The sequence below is a fragment of the candidate division WOR-3 bacterium genome (genome assembly GCA_039801905.1).
Classification (GTDB): Bacteria; Hydrothermota; Tepidihabitantia; order Tepidihabitantales; family JBDRVQ01; genus JBDRVQ01.
Window position 1 is genome coordinate 52,841 of the sequence record JBDRVQ010000003.1, and the last position, 16,070, is coordinate 68,910.

Annotated in this window: 17 protein-coding genes; 6 read left to right on the plus strand and 11 right to left on the minus strand. The window is 43.8% G+C overall.

Annotated elements, in window-relative coordinates:
- Positions 1 to 42 precede the first annotated feature (42 nt).
- The 5 genes from ABIL00_01275 to ABIL00_01295 are packed head-to-tail and all read left to right on the plus strand — an operon-like array spanning position 43 to position 4,536.
- Complete coding sequence (locus ABIL00_01275; protein MEO0109398.1) at positions 43 to 519, plus strand: ribosome maturation factor RimP; 477 nt, start codon at positions 43 to 45, stop codon at positions 517 to 519.
- Positions 512 to 1,759: a transcription termination factor NusA gene (gene nusA, locus ABIL00_01280; protein ID MEO0109399.1), complete on the plus strand. Its 1,248-nt coding sequence runs from the start codon at positions 512 to 514 to the stop codon at positions 1,757 to 1,759. Before ABIL00_01275 ends, nusA begins: the two co-directional genes overlap by 8 nt.
- Before the next feature lies 1 nt (position 1,760).
- Positions 1,761 to 3,833, plus strand: coding sequence for a translation initiation factor IF-2 (infB, locus tag ABIL00_01285; GenBank protein ID MEO0109400.1), 2,073 nt, complete (start codon positions 1,761 to 1,763; stop codon positions 3,831 to 3,833).
- A 2-nt stretch (positions 3,834 to 3,835) separates the two neighbouring features.
- Entirely contained in the window at positions 3,836 to 4,141 is a 306-nt protein-coding gene (locus tag ABIL00_01290; protein MEO0109401.1) for a DUF503 domain-containing protein, read from the plus strand.
- Positions 4,138 to 4,536: a secondary thiamine-phosphate synthase enzyme YjbQ gene (locus ABIL00_01295; GenBank protein ID MEO0109402.1), complete on the plus strand. Its 399-nt coding sequence runs from the start codon at positions 4,138 to 4,140 to the stop codon at positions 4,534 to 4,536. Before ABIL00_01290 ends, ABIL00_01295 begins: the two co-directional genes overlap by 4 nt.
- Here the strand turns inward: ABIL00_01295 and ABIL00_01300 are convergent.
- From ABIL00_01300 to ABIL00_01325, 6 genes are read right to left on the minus strand one after another with little or no spacing between them, the layout of a single operon-like run.
- Complete coding sequence (locus ABIL00_01300; protein MEO0109403.1) at positions 4,523 to 5,209, minus strand: VTT domain-containing protein; 687 nt, start codon at positions 5,207 to 5,209, stop codon at positions 4,523 to 4,525. The genes ABIL00_01295 and ABIL00_01300 overlap by 14 nt on opposite strands.
- A complete protein-coding gene (locus tag ABIL00_01305) occupies positions 5,196 to 5,960 on the minus strand; it encodes a ZIP family metal transporter (GenBank protein ID MEO0109404.1) in 765 nt (254 codons plus the stop codon). The genes ABIL00_01300 and ABIL00_01305 overlap by 14 nt, the downstream gene beginning before the upstream one ends.
- Positions 5,945 to 6,433, minus strand: a complete 489-nt coding sequence (locus ABIL00_01310) for a hypothetical protein (GenBank protein ID MEO0109405.1) — start codon at positions 6,431 to 6,433, stop codon at positions 5,945 to 5,947. Before ABIL00_01310 ends, ABIL00_01305 begins: the two co-directional genes overlap by 16 nt.
- Entirely contained in the window at positions 6,424 to 7,032 is a 609-nt protein-coding gene (locus tag ABIL00_01315; protein ID MEO0109406.1) for a hypothetical protein, read from the minus strand. Before ABIL00_01315 ends, ABIL00_01310 begins: the two co-directional genes overlap by 10 nt.
- The gene (locus ABIL00_01320; protein ID MEO0109407.1) at positions 7,025 to 7,198 is read right to left on the minus strand and encodes a DUF5668 domain-containing protein; all 174 of its coding nucleotides are present in this window, start codon (positions 7,196 to 7,198) and stop codon (positions 7,025 to 7,027) included. The genes ABIL00_01315 and ABIL00_01320 overlap by 8 nt, the downstream gene beginning before the upstream one ends.
- On the minus strand, positions 7,199 to 7,798 hold the full coding sequence (locus tag ABIL00_01325; protein MEO0109408.1) for a peptidylprolyl isomerase: 600 nt from the start codon (positions 7,796 to 7,798) through the stop codon (positions 7,199 to 7,201).
- A 930-nt stretch (positions 7,799 to 8,728) separates the two neighbouring features.
- On the opposite strand from ABIL00_01325, the gene ABIL00_01330 reads away from it, so the two are divergent.
- Entirely contained in the window at positions 8,729 to 9,574 is an 846-nt protein-coding gene (locus tag ABIL00_01330) for a deoxyribonuclease IV (GenBank protein ID MEO0109409.1), read from the plus strand.
- On the opposite strand, the gene ABIL00_01335 is transcribed toward ABIL00_01330, so the two are convergent.
- The 5 genes from ABIL00_01335 to folP form a co-directional block, all read right to left on the minus strand.
- Positions 9,571 to 10,104, minus strand: coding sequence for a DUF2715 domain-containing protein (locus ABIL00_01335; GenBank protein MEO0109410.1), 534 nt, complete (start codon positions 10,102 to 10,104; stop codon positions 9,571 to 9,573). The genes ABIL00_01330 and ABIL00_01335 overlap by 4 nt on opposite strands.
- 64 nt (positions 10,105 to 10,168) lie before the next feature.
- Positions 10,169 to 10,696, minus strand: coding sequence for a hypothetical protein (locus tag ABIL00_01340; GenBank protein ID MEO0109411.1), 528 nt, complete (start codon positions 10,694 to 10,696; stop codon positions 10,169 to 10,171).
- A 114-nt stretch (positions 10,697 to 10,810) separates the two neighbouring features.
- Positions 10,811 to 13,555 (minus strand): DUF2723 domain-containing protein, encoded by a 2,745-nt coding sequence (locus ABIL00_01345; GenBank protein MEO0109412.1) that lies wholly within the window; start codon positions 13,553 to 13,555, stop codon positions 10,811 to 10,813.
- A gap of 29 nt (positions 13,556 to 13,584) precedes the next feature.
- Positions 13,585 to 14,340, minus strand: coding sequence for a diadenylate cyclase CdaA (gene cdaA, locus ABIL00_01350; GenBank protein MEO0109413.1), 756 nt, complete (start codon positions 14,338 to 14,340; stop codon positions 13,585 to 13,587).
- Entirely contained in the window at positions 14,333 to 15,523 is a 1,191-nt protein-coding gene (folP, locus tag ABIL00_01355; GenBank protein ID MEO0109414.1) for a dihydropteroate synthase, read from the minus strand. The genes cdaA and folP overlap by 8 nt, the downstream gene beginning before the upstream one ends.
- Positions 15,524 to 16,070: the final 547 nt, after the last annotated feature.

Below are 16,070 nucleotides of genomic sequence, written 5' to 3' on the forward strand. Positions count from 1 at the left end.
GACTTTATCTTTTCTCCGATTATAATATCCTATATAGATTCTATGCTAAATGAGAAGATTAAAGAGATAATTGATGAAGTCTGTCAAACCTTTGGGCTCTTGCTTTACGATTTAGAGTACGATATGAAGACATTAAGGGTCTATATTGATACTTTAGATAAAAAGGATACCGTGACGATCGAGACCTGTGCCCGCTTCTCCGAAGCCCTCTCTTTAAGATTGGACCTTTTAGACTTAATTGACCATCCTTATACCTTGGAAGTCTCCTCCCCGGGCGTGGAGAGAAAATTGAAGGAGCCGTGGCATTTTAAGGCGGTTTTAGGGAGACGGGTCCAGATTATCTTCTCCCGGGAAGGGAAGACAGAGTTCCTGGTTGGTGAACTGCTGACGGCGGATGAGGAGAAGATTGGGGTATTGGACGAGAGGAATCGGAAATTGGAGATAAAATACTCGGATATTAAGACTGCCCAATTAAAGGTTTCCTCAAAGGAGTTATTCCAGGGGAGAGAAGATGAGTAAGGAAATTGCCACTATGTTAGCTCAATTAGCTCGGGTAAGGAATGTGGATATTGTTTACGTGGTGGAAACCCTCCGTTCGGCGCTCATCTCTGGGTTGAGGAGAAAATTTGGAGAGAAGGTGGAGCCGGAGGTGGAGATTAATCCCGAGACTGGGGAGATGAGAATCTTTTTAAGAAAAGTTGTCACCGAGACCGTTTCTGACCCTTTTACCGAAATCTCTTTAGAAGAAGCCCAGAAAATTTTCCCCGAAGCGAAGTTGGGTGAGATGGTAAAAGTGGAGTTGCCCACTTCCGAAATTAGCCGTTCCGTAGTGATGTGGGCGAATGACGAATTGACCCGACGCCTTCGGGAGGCGGAGAAGGTAAAATTATTTAAGGAATATCAAGATAAACTGAAAAAGATCGTAACCGGGACGATTCATAAGATAACGGAGAAGGAGATCATCGTCAATTTGGGGGTGGTGGAGGGGATCCTTCTACCTAAAGACCAACTAAAAAACGATAGTTATCGGCAGGGGCAACCGATAAAGGCTTATGTCTACAAAGTGGAGAAGACCCCGGTGGGCCCAAAGATTTATTTGTCAAGAAGTCATCCGGACTTTTTACGTCGGCTCTTAGAGAAAGAGGTGCCGGAGATTAAAAGCGGGGTAGTTAAGATTCAAGGGATTGTCCGGGGTGACGGGCGGGCAAAGGTGGCGGTTGTATCTACGGATGATAAGATTGATCCGGTTGGTGCCTGTGTCGGTTTTCGCCGGCAGAGGATAGAAAATATCGTTAAGGAACTCTCGGGGGAAAAGGTTGACATCATCCACTGGTCGCGTGACCCTAAGATCTTTATCAGCCGGGCTTTAGGACCGGCTAAGGTGATAGATGTGTTTAAGGAGGAGGACTCTTGGACGGTCATCTGTTCCGACAAAGACTTTCCAATCGCCATCGGTAAATCCGGGCAGAATGTTCATCTCGCTAGTAAATTGGTTGGGGCAAAGATTACCGTGATCCGAGAATCGGATTATAAGAATCGGCTCATTATGGAAAAGGCGAAAAAGTTTCCCCTTCGGGAATTTCCCATCCCGAAAAATATCTTAGACCGGCTTTTAGAGGTGCAAGTCCTAACTGCCTTTGATTTACTCTCACCACTCGTGGAAGATTTGGCTCAGAGGACGGGTTTGGAGGTAGAATCGTTGGAAGCCCTGAGAAAAGAAGTGAGGGAAAGATTGGCGGAAGAAGTAGGTTCTGAATAGTATGGCTGGGATTAGGGTAAGAGATGCGGCAAAAAAACTTTCCCTCTCCTGTAAAGCCTTAGTGGCGATGTTGAGGGAGATGGGCTTCCCTGACCGGGGATATAGCGCCTATCTCAATTTTGAAGAGTACCGAAAATTAAAGGAGAAGATTCGGGAAGAAAAGGAGAAGGCAAAGGAGGCTCTCCGTTTCAAAGGGGGGAGGAAACCTTTTAATCAACAAAAGGTTTTAGATGAGAAGGTTGTTCAAGAGAGAGTGCGGAAGACTTTAGTCTTTTCGGAAAGGGGAGAGACGGTAAAGAAAAAGCGCCGGGAGAGGAGAGAGGAGGAGAGGCAGGGGAAGAAGGTCATTAAAATAACTAATTATATGACGGTATCAGAATTGGCTGCTGCCTTTGAAAAATTACCCTCGGAGATAATTAAAAAATGTTTAGAGGCGGGGATTGTGGTCACAATTAATCAGCGTTTAGATTTAGATACCGCCCTTTATCTGGCGGAGGAATTTGGGATTGATGTGGAAGTGGAGGAAGTGGAAGAGGTCTTGCCGCCGCCGGTTGGGGAAAAGAGGAGAAGACCGCCGGTGGTGGTAGTAATTGGCCATGTGGACCACGGTAAGACTACCCTCTTAGACTATATTAAAAAGACTAAGGTGGCGGAAAAAGAAGCGGGGAGGATTACCCAGAATGTTGGTGCCTACGTGGTCAATTTCCGAGAAGGGAAGATCACCTTTTTAGACACGCCGGGTCATGAGGCATTCACGGCGATGCGCGCTCGGGGAGTTCAGGTTACAGACATTGCGGTTCTTGTGGTGGCGGCGGATGAAGGGGTGATGCCACAAACCAAAGAGGCGATTGACCACGCCCGGGCTGCGCGGGTGCCGATTATCTGTGCGATAACCAAAATTGATAAACCGCAAGCCAATCCCCACTGGGTAAAGAGCCAGTTGGCAGAATACGGGGTAAGGGTGGAAGGTTACGGAGGAGATACAATTTGTGTTGAGACTTCCGCTTACACTGGTCAAGGGATTGATGACCTATTAGCGGCAATCAATTTGGTAGCCGATTCCTTAAACCTTTCTGCGGTTTACGATACCGAAGCCCGAGGGGTGGTGCTGGATAGCCGGTTAGAAAAGGGGAGGGGCTGGGTGGCAACGGTTCTAATTCAAGAAGGAACCTTAAAGAAGGGAGACTTCTTCGTCTGTGGTGAACTTTACGGCCGGGTACGGGAACTTCTAACCGAAAACTTTGAGAAGGTGCCGGAGGTAACACCGGGTCTACCGATCCAAATTTTAGGATTTCCTGGAGAACCGAAGGGCGGGGAACGTTTCTTAGTAGTGAAAGATGAATGGCAGGCGAGGGAGATTGCCCAAAAGAAGGCTCTGGCAAAAAGGGATTCTCTCTTAAAACTCCAGAGACGGCTCACCTTAGAGTTAATCCAGGATAAGATAAAGACCGGGGAGGTGAAGGAGTTACCTTTAATCTTAAAGGGTGGTGCCTCAGGACCGGTGGAGGCGTTGCGGGATGCCTTAGAAAATCTCTCCTTGAAGGATGTCCGGGTGAAAATTATCCATTCTTCTGCGGGTCCGATAACAAAGTCGGATGTCCTCTTAGCCGAAGCCTCGGAGGCGATTATCATCGGTTACAATACAGAACCTCTTCCGGAAGCCCGAATCTATGCCGAGCAGCAGGGGATTGAAATCAGGACTTATGAGGTGATCCATGCCGCAATTGACGATGTCCGAGCGGCGATGCTTGGACTTTTAGAACCAGAGACGAAAGAGGTTCTTCTCGGTAAGGCAAGGGTGAAAAAACTATTTAACATCCCAAAAGTTGGCCTGGTGGCTGGTTGCCTAGTGGAAGAAGGGAAGGTGGAGAAAGGTGCTCTGGTACGCCTCTTCCGGGGAGGGAAGGAGATTTTTAAGGGGGAGATCGCTTCCCTAAAACACTTTAAGGAAGATGTCTCAGTAGTGGAGGCTGGACAGGAGTGTGGTATTTTAATTAAGGATGTGGATGACATTTTGGAGGATGATATCTTAGAAGTTTACCGCGAGGAGAAATTAGGACCAGAGAATAGGTAATTATGTTCATCGGGATGCTTTTGATTGACTGCCTTTTAGGTAATGGCCACTCCCTCAAGGAGAAGCGACGCTATCTTATGCGTCTTTCCCAAAGGATAAAGAATAATTTTAATGTGGCGATTGGTGAGGTGGGGGGAGAAAATCTTTGGCAGAGGTCTTCCCTCTTAATTTTAACTATGAATACCTCTCAGAATGTTTTAAGAAAGAATTTAGAGAGGATCATCCAAATGATGGAAAGGGAACCTTATTTCCAACTCCTCTCCTACGAAATTAAAGATTTAAGTATTAATCATTTCTTAAACAGATGATTTACCGGATTGAGATCCAAACTCACCACCGAAACGAACTTTTAGACATTACCGATAAGGTGAGTGAGGTAATTAAAAAGAGCAACGTTAAAAGCGGCACGGCAATTATTTTTGTGCCCCATACAACAGCGGCTATTACCCTAAATGAGAATTACGACCCGAGTGTGGTTCGGGATATTACCGATAACTTATCCCGGCTCTTCCCAAAAAGTGGTCATTATGCCCATACCGAAGGTAATGCGGATGCCCATATCAAATCCGCTCTTATTGGGGCTAGTCAAGTGGTCTTCTTTGAAAATGGCCAAATCTTATTTGGCACCTGGCAGGGAATTTTTTTCTGTGAGTTTGATGGTCCGAGACGGCGGGAAGTTTTTGTCAAAATTATTTCTGATTAGCCACCTTCCGATAAATTAAGAGAAGAATCTTATCTTGGAAAAGATAGAAGAGGGCAACGAGTAGGAAGAGGAGGCAACCAAAAACGAGCCACTCCCAAACTGTGAAAGAGAGGGCTTTTGCTCCCAAATAGGAGGAAAAGATTATTCCGGGCGAACGAGCAATCAAAACAGCCGGTAGAAAAAAGGAAAAAGGAAGGTCGGTTAAACCGTAGAGATAATAGAGAAGGTCGCCGAGCGGATTGGGGATTAAAAAGAGGAGAAAAAAGAGAAAAGGTCCGAACTCTTTTATTTTTTGATCAAACCTTTTTAATCTCTCTCCTCTGATAAAGAATTTCAGGACCTTTCTCCCCAAGTGTCGGCTCAAAAGGAAGGCGATTAGGGAACCGGATAGAACACCGAGTATGGAGAAGAGACTACCCATTCCCACCCCAAAGATATAACCGCCAGCGAAATTCAATACATTACCCGGAATGATGGGGAAGAGAATTTGTAAAATTTGGCTGAGAAAAAAGAGGAAGGGAGAGAGAATGGGGAATTGGCGAACCCTCTCGCGGATGGAGAGGAGAGCGGAAAGTTCAATTTTTTGTGTCCCGCGGAAAGAGAGATAGAGGAGCAAGAAGATTAAAAGGAAAAGAGAAATGAGGAAAATTATCTTTCGGCTAATGAGTCCCAAGGATTGTCTTTTGGAGGAGAAGAATCAAAGAGAGACCGAAGAGGAAGAACAAAAAAGAGACAAATGATTTCTTCCGGTTCTCTTCTTTGTGCAGTTCCGGGATGATATCGGAGGTAGCGATGTAGGTAAAATTACCGGCCGCGGTCGCCAAAAGGTAAGGAAGTAAGGAGTTGAGTTGGGAGAAGAGAAAGAACCCGAGGAAGGCGCCAAGGAGGGCGGTGCAGGCGGAGAGGAAATTGTAGGTTAAAGCCTTCCTTTTTGAGAATCCTCCGTAAAGGAGAAGGGAAAAGTCGCCAATCTCTTGGGGTAATTCGTGGGCAATGGTAGCGAGAGTAACAATGATGCCGGAGACGAGGCCGGAGAGGTAACCACCAGCGATAATTATGCCGTCAATAAAGTTATGCAAACCGTCACCATAAAGATTGAGATAGGTTAAAGGATGGGTGGGGCATTCTCTTTTGTGGCAATGGTGCCAGAGGAGAAAACGTTCCAGGAGATAGAAGGCTAAAAAACCTAAGATGAAGAAGAAGAAAGCGGTAAAAGGACTTATCTCTTCTATCGCCTCCGGTAAGAGATGGAGGAAGGAGACGGAGAAGAGAATACCTCCGGCAAAGGCGATAAGGTGGGAGAGGAGGGAGGTTAAAGTCCTTTCCTTTAGGAGGATAAAAAAGATGCCCACCAAGGATAGTAGACTGACAACCAAGGTGCTCAGAAGGATTAAAAAGATGGTAGGTATTACAGTTCTGACCACTTTCTTGCCAACTCGTCCCGGCGCGGTTTATAGACCGTTTCGTAGAAATAGCGTTGGGAGAGTAATACCCCTTTATCGTATCCCCGACAGATCGCTACCGCCTCCGCCCAAGCCTTTGAAAAATTCCTCCCGAACCGACTTTCCACCTGGCGGGCAAAGTCTTCGGGGGTTTGGACGGCGTCACCGATCGTGAAAAGTTTTTCCCCTTTCACCTCTACCGCGTAAGCCATCTCGTCTCCCAGAGTATAGACACCGTAAGACTTTTTCACTGCCTCCAAGTTTACTTCTTTAGGCAATTTCAACTTTGGTGTTTTCGGGAGGCCGGGTTTTGGTTTAATAAATCCCCTTTTTGCCGCGGCGTAGAAGATTGCTCGGTTCAGTCCCCAAGATTTCGCTTCTGCCAGTTTCATTCCCAGGCAATAAGCCCGGGCCGCTTGCAGGACAGCCATCACCTGGAAGCGTCCTACCGCCATTTTAACTTCCGCCAGTTCTCAGTGGCGATTGGCCCATCCTTACCTAAGAAGTAAGGAGAGTTAGCGTTTTTTAAGAGGACCCCTTCCCAAGCAAAGGGAGAAGGGAGGATTTCTACTATCTTTTCCGGTACCGAAAGAGTTTCTTTTGGCAAAGGGATAGATTCTAAAAGGTAGAAAGGAGGCGAGAGGTTTAACTTCTTGAGGACCTCCTTCCGTTTGGTAAGTTTTTCTTGACCGAGAAATTCCCCTTCATAAAATATGATATCAAAGACAAAGATTACTGGTTCTGCCTTCTTCTTTTGGGCAAAGAGGGAAGGGATGAATCTTCTCCCTCCCGTAGAATAGAGTTCGCAATCCAAGATTATCCCTTTGGGGAGATTAAAAGAAGCGGGGATTAAAAAATCTAACCTTTTTGTCCAGTTCGGATTCTTCTCCAACCGCCGACCGTAAGCGGCAAATTCACCATCCTGGTATTTAATCACTTGCAGCCGCCAGCCATCAACCTTTGGTTCTAAAAGCCATTCCCCTTCTAATTTCTCACCGAAATAAGGGATCGGTTGCATCAACCAGACCGGTCCTTTTAAGATTTCCTTAATCAATTTTAACTTTCCTTCGCTTCTTTTTTAACCCTTTAATCAAAATCCAGAAGCCAAAGATGATAAGGAGAAGGGGCCAATTTTTGGCTAAGGCGAAATGAGGAAAACCGATCCTTTCCAGCCAGATGAAAAGACCAATTAAAATTAAAAATATCCCCAAGATCATCATCTACTCTTCAATCACTGTCACCTTCTCCATCACCACCGGCTTTATCGGTTTATCCCGAGGGTCTCTCTCTACTTGGGCGATTTTATCCACACTCTCCATTCCCTCCACTACCTGCCCGATAATGGTATAGGCATTATCTAAAGAGGGTAAATCCCTCAGGCAGATATAAAACTGACTCCCGCTTGACTTCCTTTCCGGATTCACCATATCCCCCCGGCGCGCCATTGCCACTGTTCCCCTTTTGTGTTTTAGATTGCTGATTTCTGCCTCCACTTCGTAACCGGGACCACCGGTCCCATCCCCTTTTGGGTCGCCACCCTGAATCACAAAATCGGGAACGACGCGGTGGAAAGTCAAGCCATTATAGAAACCTTCCTTCGCCAATTTGATAATATTGGCACAGTTTTTGGGGGCGATGTGAGGGAAGAGTTCAATCTTTATCTCTCCGAAATCCTTTACCGCAATCAAGAGGTATGTTTTCCTCTCCACTTTTTTCGTCGCCTCAGTCTCCGTCTTCTCTTCTCTTTTAGTTTCTAATCTTTCCGTCTTTTTTGGACCGCAAAAGAGAAAAAGACAAAGAAAGAGAATTAATATCTTCATTTTTCCTCCACCTTTTATTTTAACCAATTCTTTTTTTCTGTCAAGAAAAAGGATGAAAGGAAATTTATACCTCATCCTTACTTAAAAATCATCTGGGAATAATGGCATGTCTCAATAATTAAAAAGCAAATTCCGGTGGAGAGTTATTTTGATAAACCCAAAGAGAACCTAATAGGCTCTTGGGAAAAGTGGGCATTGGAAAATGGTTCGGTCTTATGTTGGTTATCGGCGGTATGATACCGAAGAGGAGTATGAAATTTGAGACCCTCTTTTAAGGATTATTTCCCTCTATGTACGGTAAGATTCTATTTTGAGGAAAGAGGTTCAAATGCTTTTAGTGTGAGTAATTTAAGAATAAAAATTTGCCCAGACTAATCTCTCCTTAACCAAAAAGTTGAATGTCATTAAACTTTTTTAACGGCGGTCTTTTCTTATAAGTCCTTGATTTATAATAACTTATTTGATTTGGGCTTGAAAATGGGGGGCAGTATAGGGGATGGTATCGGAGGTTTAATAAAAGGTCTAACTTTTAGCCTAATTGAAGGTTTAATTTTAAGTCTAATCTTCGCTCTAATTAATGGTTTAATGGTAAGCCTAATCTCGGGTCTAATTAAGTGTTAAATGGAAAGCCTAATTAAAAGTCTAAAGGAAATTCTAATTTAGGGTATAGTTAGGGGTTTAATCTCTGGTCTAATTGAGGGAATAATAAAGGGTCTAAAAGAAGGAGTAATTGTCTAGGTGATGGAAAGGTATCTCGGTCATAATTTCCCGTGAAAATGAAGGCAAGGAAAAAGGCAAAACTCTCATTCGTGTTTTCATAAGCCCAGGTTGAGAGGCATCAAACTCTGAACCATTGGCACGAACTAACCCTTCCTTATAGCCAAGTGAATATTAGATTTGACAAATTATTTTTCCTTTTTAAGATTACCTATGCGTTTCGGTTTTCATATTTCAATTGGAGGTGGTCTTTCCAAGGTTTTGGAAAGAGCCCAAAAAAGATCCTGTCAGACAATCCAAATCTTTTCCCGAAATCCGAGGGGCTGGCGGTATACAAAATTGGACTTAAAGGAAGTAGAAATCTTTAAGAAAGATATGGTGGAGAATGATATCTATCCCATCTTTGTCCATATGCCTTACTTGCCCAATTTAGCCACTAAGGCGAAGACCTTATTCCAAAAGTCGGTCGTTTCCCTGATTGCGGAATTAGAAAGGTGTGAAATAATGGGCATTCCCTTCTTAATTATGCATGTCGGGAAAAGAATGGGAGCAACCGAAGAGGAAGGACTCCGCCGGGTGGCGGAGGGGATTAATGAAGCATTGGCGAAAGTAAAAAATAAAGTTATTCTACTTTTAGAAAATACTGCGGGGATGGGAAGTGAAATTGGTTATAAATTTGAGCAAATCCAAAAGATAATAGAGTTAGTAGAAGAGAAAAATCGGGTTGGGGTGGTTTTGGATACCGCCCACGCCTTTGAAGCAGGATACGAATTGAGAACAAAAGAAGGGTTAGATAATACCCTAAGGGAGTTTGATCAAATTATTGGTTTGAAAAGACTCTATTGCTTACACCTTAACGACTCAAAAACCGATTACGCCTCCAGGGTTGATCGGCACTGGCATATCGGTAAGGGGAAGATTGGTTTAGAAGGTTTCCGGTTGATTGTCAATCATCCCTTATTAAAGCACCTACCGGGAATTATGGAGACCCCAAGGGATGATACCAAATTGGATTTAATGAATATGAAGGTGATAAAGGGATTGGTAGAATCTCGTTAATAATACCAGATAAGGCAAACGGTGAGAGCGGTATTTCCCAAGGTGAAGGTAGTGGCTTTGTGGGGTTCGGTCTGGAAGTAGATACCACTTATGGTTGTCAAATCAATTGAGAAGTGTTCACTCAGCCAATGTTCTAAACCAATCCCTAAAGGTAAACCAAATCCCGAAAAGAGGGTTGCGCCTCCTTCAGAAGAAGTGGCAAACTCGAAACCAATTTTGGGTGAGATATTTGTCTTTTCGTGTTCTAAAAAGGCATAATCAAAGAGTCCTCTTAAAATAAAAGCAGAGGCTTTCTCGTCGTTGGCGACAGAAAGGATTTGGAAGTTTGGTTCAATCACAATTCGGGATGATAGGCCAATCCTTGTCGTCACTACATTTGGTGATAATAAACCAAGCCCAAGACCATATTCATCTTGGGGCGCAGGTATTAACCAACCGGCACCGAAACCGATCTTGCCTTTTAAGTCAACCGCCCAGGCAGTAGATAAAAAGAAAAAAGTTAGAATTCCAATTAAAAGATTTCTTAACATATTACCTCCATTTAATAAAACGGGGCGGAAATTTCCGCCCCGTCCCTTTTTATTCGTTTGCTTTTTAGAATAAGAAGATACCAAGTCCGCCTTCCAGGAAGATATTACCTACAGTCTGTCCTTCCATCATATCCATCTGATAGCCGGCTTGAAGTGAAAAAACACCGTTTGTCCCCAAGGAGAGGCCAACCCCAGGTCCACCCTTAATCTGGAAGTAGGAACCGTCACCAGGCGAGATATATTTGAAGCCAGCGGCAATAAAAGGTGTGAATTTGCTTTCCGGTTTGCTCAAGAAGTATCCGAGTTTGAGACCGGCGCCGAATGCGGTGTTACTTTCGCCACCCTCACTGTGATAGGTAAAGGATAAATCTGGACCCGCTCCCAGTTTATCCATAAAGAAATATAAAAGAGATGGGGAGAGAGTGAACTCGGTGGCGCCGTCACTCGGACTCACCTGGGTATAGAAGGAGAGAGAACCGGAAAGGAGCATGCTCCCTTTACCCGTGGGATATTTCTCCTCTTGGGCAAAGGCGAAAGAGAAAGCGATTAAAGCGATTAAAATAAAGATACTAAATAGACGGCTCTTTAACATATTACCTCCTGTATTTTATTAGGTTTTTGAAAAGACCTCCTTTTTGTAAAGGATAAACTATTTTTATTCTTCATAATTTTATTTTACTAATAATTTTTCCTTTGTCAATACCATTTATTCGCCCAACCTCTTTAACATATTCTTCGCCACGGTATCATAAGGGTTGCGTCGCAGCCAATTAGATAAGACTTCTTTCGCCTTTGGGGTATCGGCCAGGGTCTGGAGATAAAGGGTGTATAATGCCTGGACCGGTTCTGGTCGGTTGGGAGCCAATTTTAAGGCTTCTTGAAAACTCTTCTCTGCTTTCTCAATCTGCCCTAAGGATTGCATAGCAATCCCCTTGCGCAAAAGGATTTCAAAATCTTTTACCCCCAATTTCTCAATGGAATCTAAATAGGCAATCGCCAAATCTGGTTTCTGTGCCAGAAGGGCAAAATAACTGAGGTTATAATATAAAAGCGATTTCCTCTGTTTATCCAGGTCAAACTGGACCGCCTTTTCCATCACTTCTATCGCCTTAGCCATCTCCCCCCGCTTCTGATATTCTTGGGCTAAGGCTAAATAATTCGCCGCGTAGTTGATCAAAAGCCCCCGGGTATTCTCATCTTTCATCACCCTTTTATCAAGCATACTCTTCATCTTATAGACTGAATAGAGAAGGCTCTCGGTTTTGGGCAGATCAATTTGGTTCTCTCCGGAATCAGAAACCACTAATTGCACTAAGCCATAAGTTTTTAACCAGGGCTCAACATCATAAAGGTTATCTCGGGAGACGGTTGAGGCAAAATAAATCTTTGTCCCTTTCTCTTCTTTATAATTCTTTAAGACCTTCTGCCGGAATTCGTGGGGTGTGAGGAGATAGTCATCAGGCCAATTAAGTTTTATCCCGGCATTGGTCGCCAGTAAATCCCTAATAATTATATCCTTTAAGAGATAGACCTTGCCATCTTTCCCATAAATCCCCTGCGGCAAATCTTCAATTTTTTTCTCGGAGAAAGAGATTGGTGCTCCCCATTTTTTTAGTTGCTTACAATACCAGGTAGTATTTAATAAAGAGAGGTTAGCCACCGCCACATTACGTTTGAAGGGGGCTTTATAGTTATTGACATCCGAAGGGGTTTCTTGAACGAACCAGAGGGGGAAGGTATCATTATCACCATTAGTGAAAAGGACCGCTCTCTCCCCTTCGCAGGAGATGAGCATATTATAACCGTACTCTGCGGGAATCATATTGTAGCGCCGGGTGACATTCGGATAATTAAAGAGAACGCTAAGAAAAGGAAGAATAGCCAAAATTATTAAAATACCATAAGAAGCGATATTCCTTAAAGGGATTTTTAATTTCTTAACCCATAATTGGAAGACCTCGGCCAGGAAATAGTAAATCCCGAGACCGATAAAGATAGTAAAGAAGACATAGGAGAAGGCATAAAAGTAATCACGTTCGCGCACCTCCCGAAATTTTAAGTGCTCCCTCGGGTCGGAAGGGGAATATTTTAAGTTGAGATAGGTTAAAAGACCAAGGGAGGCAACCAGAAAACAGAGAAAGATTAAAAGGAATGACTTCCTTTCGTTCTTATAATGTTTATACATCCCGAGGAGACCGAGAAAGATAGGAATGAGGCCGAAAATCGCCCAAGGGGTAATCCGGTAGAAAATGTCAAAGTTCTGCTCCCCCGCCCACTGCCAGAAGAGATACCTTAAATAGAATTTTATCTGTTCCCAATAGGCAGGAATTAATCCGATATAAGGGGTAGAGTTGGGATAATTGCGATAGTCTTCTTCGGTTAAGAATTGGGTCTTCCGGGGATAGAGTTTCATTGGGTCGTACTGCTCCCTTTTTAAGACGCCAACAAATTCCCGCCAGCGGGTGGGGGCAACTTCGTTGATTGCTGGTTCTCGGGCACTCCTCACCATCAAGTAAAATTGAACCGTAGAGGCTAAAAAGATTAGGAGTAGGCCTAAGAAGACATACCGGCCATCCAAACGCTTCTTAGAAGAGAGATAGAAAAGATAGAGAAGATAAATAAGCCAGAGCAAGAAAAAGAAGCCCGCTTTATTTTTTAATAAATCAATCATCGCCACTGTCGGTGAAGCTAAGAAGAGGACAAAATAGTCAACCAGTTCCAAGCCGGCGATGAGGACAAATGCTAAATAAAGTATCAAAAGTTCAATGATGCGTAATTCTAAGATCGCCTTCCGGTCAACAACCAAACCGTAGATTAAAAGGGGGAGGAAGATCATCATCGGTGTGAAATGGATGCCCGCACTTAAAAAGAGGAGAAAGATGGCAAAGAGGACCAAGCGATTATCTGTTTCTCCCCTTTCTTTCTTTTCCCGCCAGAGGACAGCGAAGTAGAGGACAACCAAGGCGATGATGACGCAAGGGGTATAGACTTCTGTCTCCACTGAATTATCCCAGAAGGAATAGGCAAATCCTAAGAATAGTCCAGCGATCACCCCGGAGAAATGGAGAAGGGTTTTGGAAAGTGACTTCTTCTCAATCTCTAAGAGTTTTACCACCAAGAGATAAACCAGTCCACAAGAGATGGCACCCATCAGCGCGGTGAAGAAGTTTAAGCGATAGGCGACCTCTTTGCTGATTGGGATGAGGGAAAAGAGGCGACCCAAATTCATATAAAGGGGAGCGCCTGGGGGATGAGGAATTCCTAAGATATAACTACAAGCAATTAATTCTCCACAATCCCAGAAGGAGGCGGTGGGTGCCAAGGAGTATAAAAAGACGGAGAGGACAATTAAAGTGGTGAGCAGGAAGAAGATGAGTTTTATCATCCAACTTTTCTGAAAGATATTCTGGGGAGAAACTAACCCTTCTTTTACCGGATTCTCTTCCCGCATCCCTTATCTTAACAAAGATAAGTTAAAAGTCAACCTTTTTCCTCTCTTTTAAGAAGGTCTTTGATTTGGGAAATAAAAGCGCTTTGCTCTAAGTTATAATAAATCTTCCCTTTATAAGCCAGAGAGAGGGTTTGCCTCTCTTCGGAAACGATAATCGCCAAGGCATCCGAAATTTCAGTTATCCCTAAACCTGCCCGGTGGCGCATTCCCAATTCGGAGAGGGCATCGGAAAGAGGCAGGGTGCAACGAGCCGCTAAAATCGTATCCCCCGCGATGATGCAGGCGCCGTCATGAAGGGGTGAGTTGGGGGTGAAGATGGTGATTAAAAGGGGGGAGGAAACTTTTGTCTCCAACTTTATGCCGCTCTCCACAAACTCCTTTAAGCCGATCTCCTGCTCTAAGACAATTAGAGCCCCAAATTTTCTCTCCCTTATCCCCTCTACCGCCTCAATTATCTCCTTTACTACTTCTCCCTTCACCTCCTCCTTCAAAAGGAATTTGAGAAATTTTAACCTCCCAAATCGGCTTAGGGCGTTGCGGATCTCGGGCTGGAAGATGATGACAAAGACGACAACCCAGACCGCCTTCAAAGAATCAATGATAATCCCCAAGGCGCGCATCTCAAGGCTGCGGACGATAAATGAGAAGATAAAAATGAAAAGGAGGGCATAAACCATCCTTCCCGCCCTGGTGCCGCGTAAGAAAGTGAGGAAATAGAAGATGAGGGCACTTACCACTAAGATATCCAAAATATCCCAGACCCGGATCCTTAAAAAACTAAGCATTAATTATCGCCTCCGCCATCCTTACCGCCCTTTTCGTCTCTTTAACATCGTGAACACGTAGGATGTGTGCCCCGTTGATTACTGCCAAAACCGAAGCACTCAGAGAACCTTCCAATCTTTCTTCTACCGGCAGATTGAGGGTAAAGCCGATAAAAGACTTTCGGGAAGGTCCGAGTAAGATTGGTCTCCCCAAACCCTTCAATTCTTTTAATCTCCTAATTATCTCATAATTATCTTCTAATCTCTTGCCAAAGCCAATCCCTGGATCAATGATTATCCTCTCTTCCTTTATTCCCTCTCTTTGGGCAAAGGCGAGCCGCTTTCGGAAATAGTCATAGATTTCTCCCATCAGGTCTTCATACTTGGGATTTTTCTGCATCGTCTTCGGCCTGCCCTTAATATGCATCAAGATACAATAGGCATCCTTTTCCGCTAAAAGTCTTGCCATCTTTTTATCAAACCGGAGGCCGGAGATGTCGTTAATTATCTCACAACCTTCCTTTAAGGCAAAATCTGCCACCTCGGATTTATAGGTATCGCAGGAGATAGGGATTTTTACCCTTTTGCGAATGAGGGGGAGGATGGGTTTCAGCCGGGCAATCTCCTCTCGGGCGCTGATTGGTTCTGAACCGGGGCGGGTCGATTCGGCACCGATATCAAGAAAATCTGCTCCCTCCTCCACCATCACTTCTGCCCGGCGCAACGCCTCTTCCGGTTTTAGGTATCTCCCACCGTCATAGAAGGAGTCTGGGGTTAGATTTAAAATTCCCATAATGTGAACCCTCTTTTGTAAATAATAAATTTTCCGGGAAAATCTTAAAACAAATTCTCTTTTCTGGAGGGTGCTTAAAAGTTTTCTTACTTCTTCTGAGATTTTTTTGAGGGAGGAATATTGGGAATTTAACTTAAAAGTAAAGGCTTCATACTGGCGCGGGGTGGCTAAGATAATCGCCGAAGAAGTTTCTTTCTTTCCCCTAATCACATCCTGGTGGATGACGCAGTCGGCACCCAAAGATAGGGCAGTTTGCTTTAAGATATTAGCGGAAGGTAAGGAAAGATCTTCCACCTTTATGGGGATGATTTCCGTTTTCTTTCGGAAGATAGGAAATGCCTTCGGGTCGCAACCAACCCTTGCCAACTCCTTAAGGAAATCTTTTTCGGAATCTAAGACCAAAGGACGCATTAAGACATTATAGCAAATATTTACTCAATGTCAAACAAAAGTGGGGAGAATTCCTTTCCCATAGGCAAACGGTTCTAAAACTTACCAAAGTATCTTTATCCCTTCTGCTTTCCTTATCTCATCCGAGATAGTTTTTAGATTTCTATTAGGCTCCCATTTTCACTCCCGATTAAACCCCCGATCCGGTTTAAGATTATGCCCTTTATTAACCTATCATTTAGGCTCTTCATTAAACTTCCAATTATCTCCTTTATTAAACCATCTTCTATCCTCTCCATTAAACCCTTTATTAAATCCTAAATTATCCCATAACGGAAATACCCCCCAATTCCTGACACTAAATCTCCTCTTTATATCTAACCCCTTCTCTTTTAAGGACTTAATTTTATAGTTTTCCTTACCGTCTTGATTTTTATGAGAAGTCAATTATAATTAAAAGTGGTTCTAAAAGAAGAAGAGATTGAAGTTCTTAAAAGGTTGGAGAGGCAGGAGAGGGCTTTCTATCTTAAACCCAAGAATTTGATTCTCTTAGAAAGGTTAAAGGAAG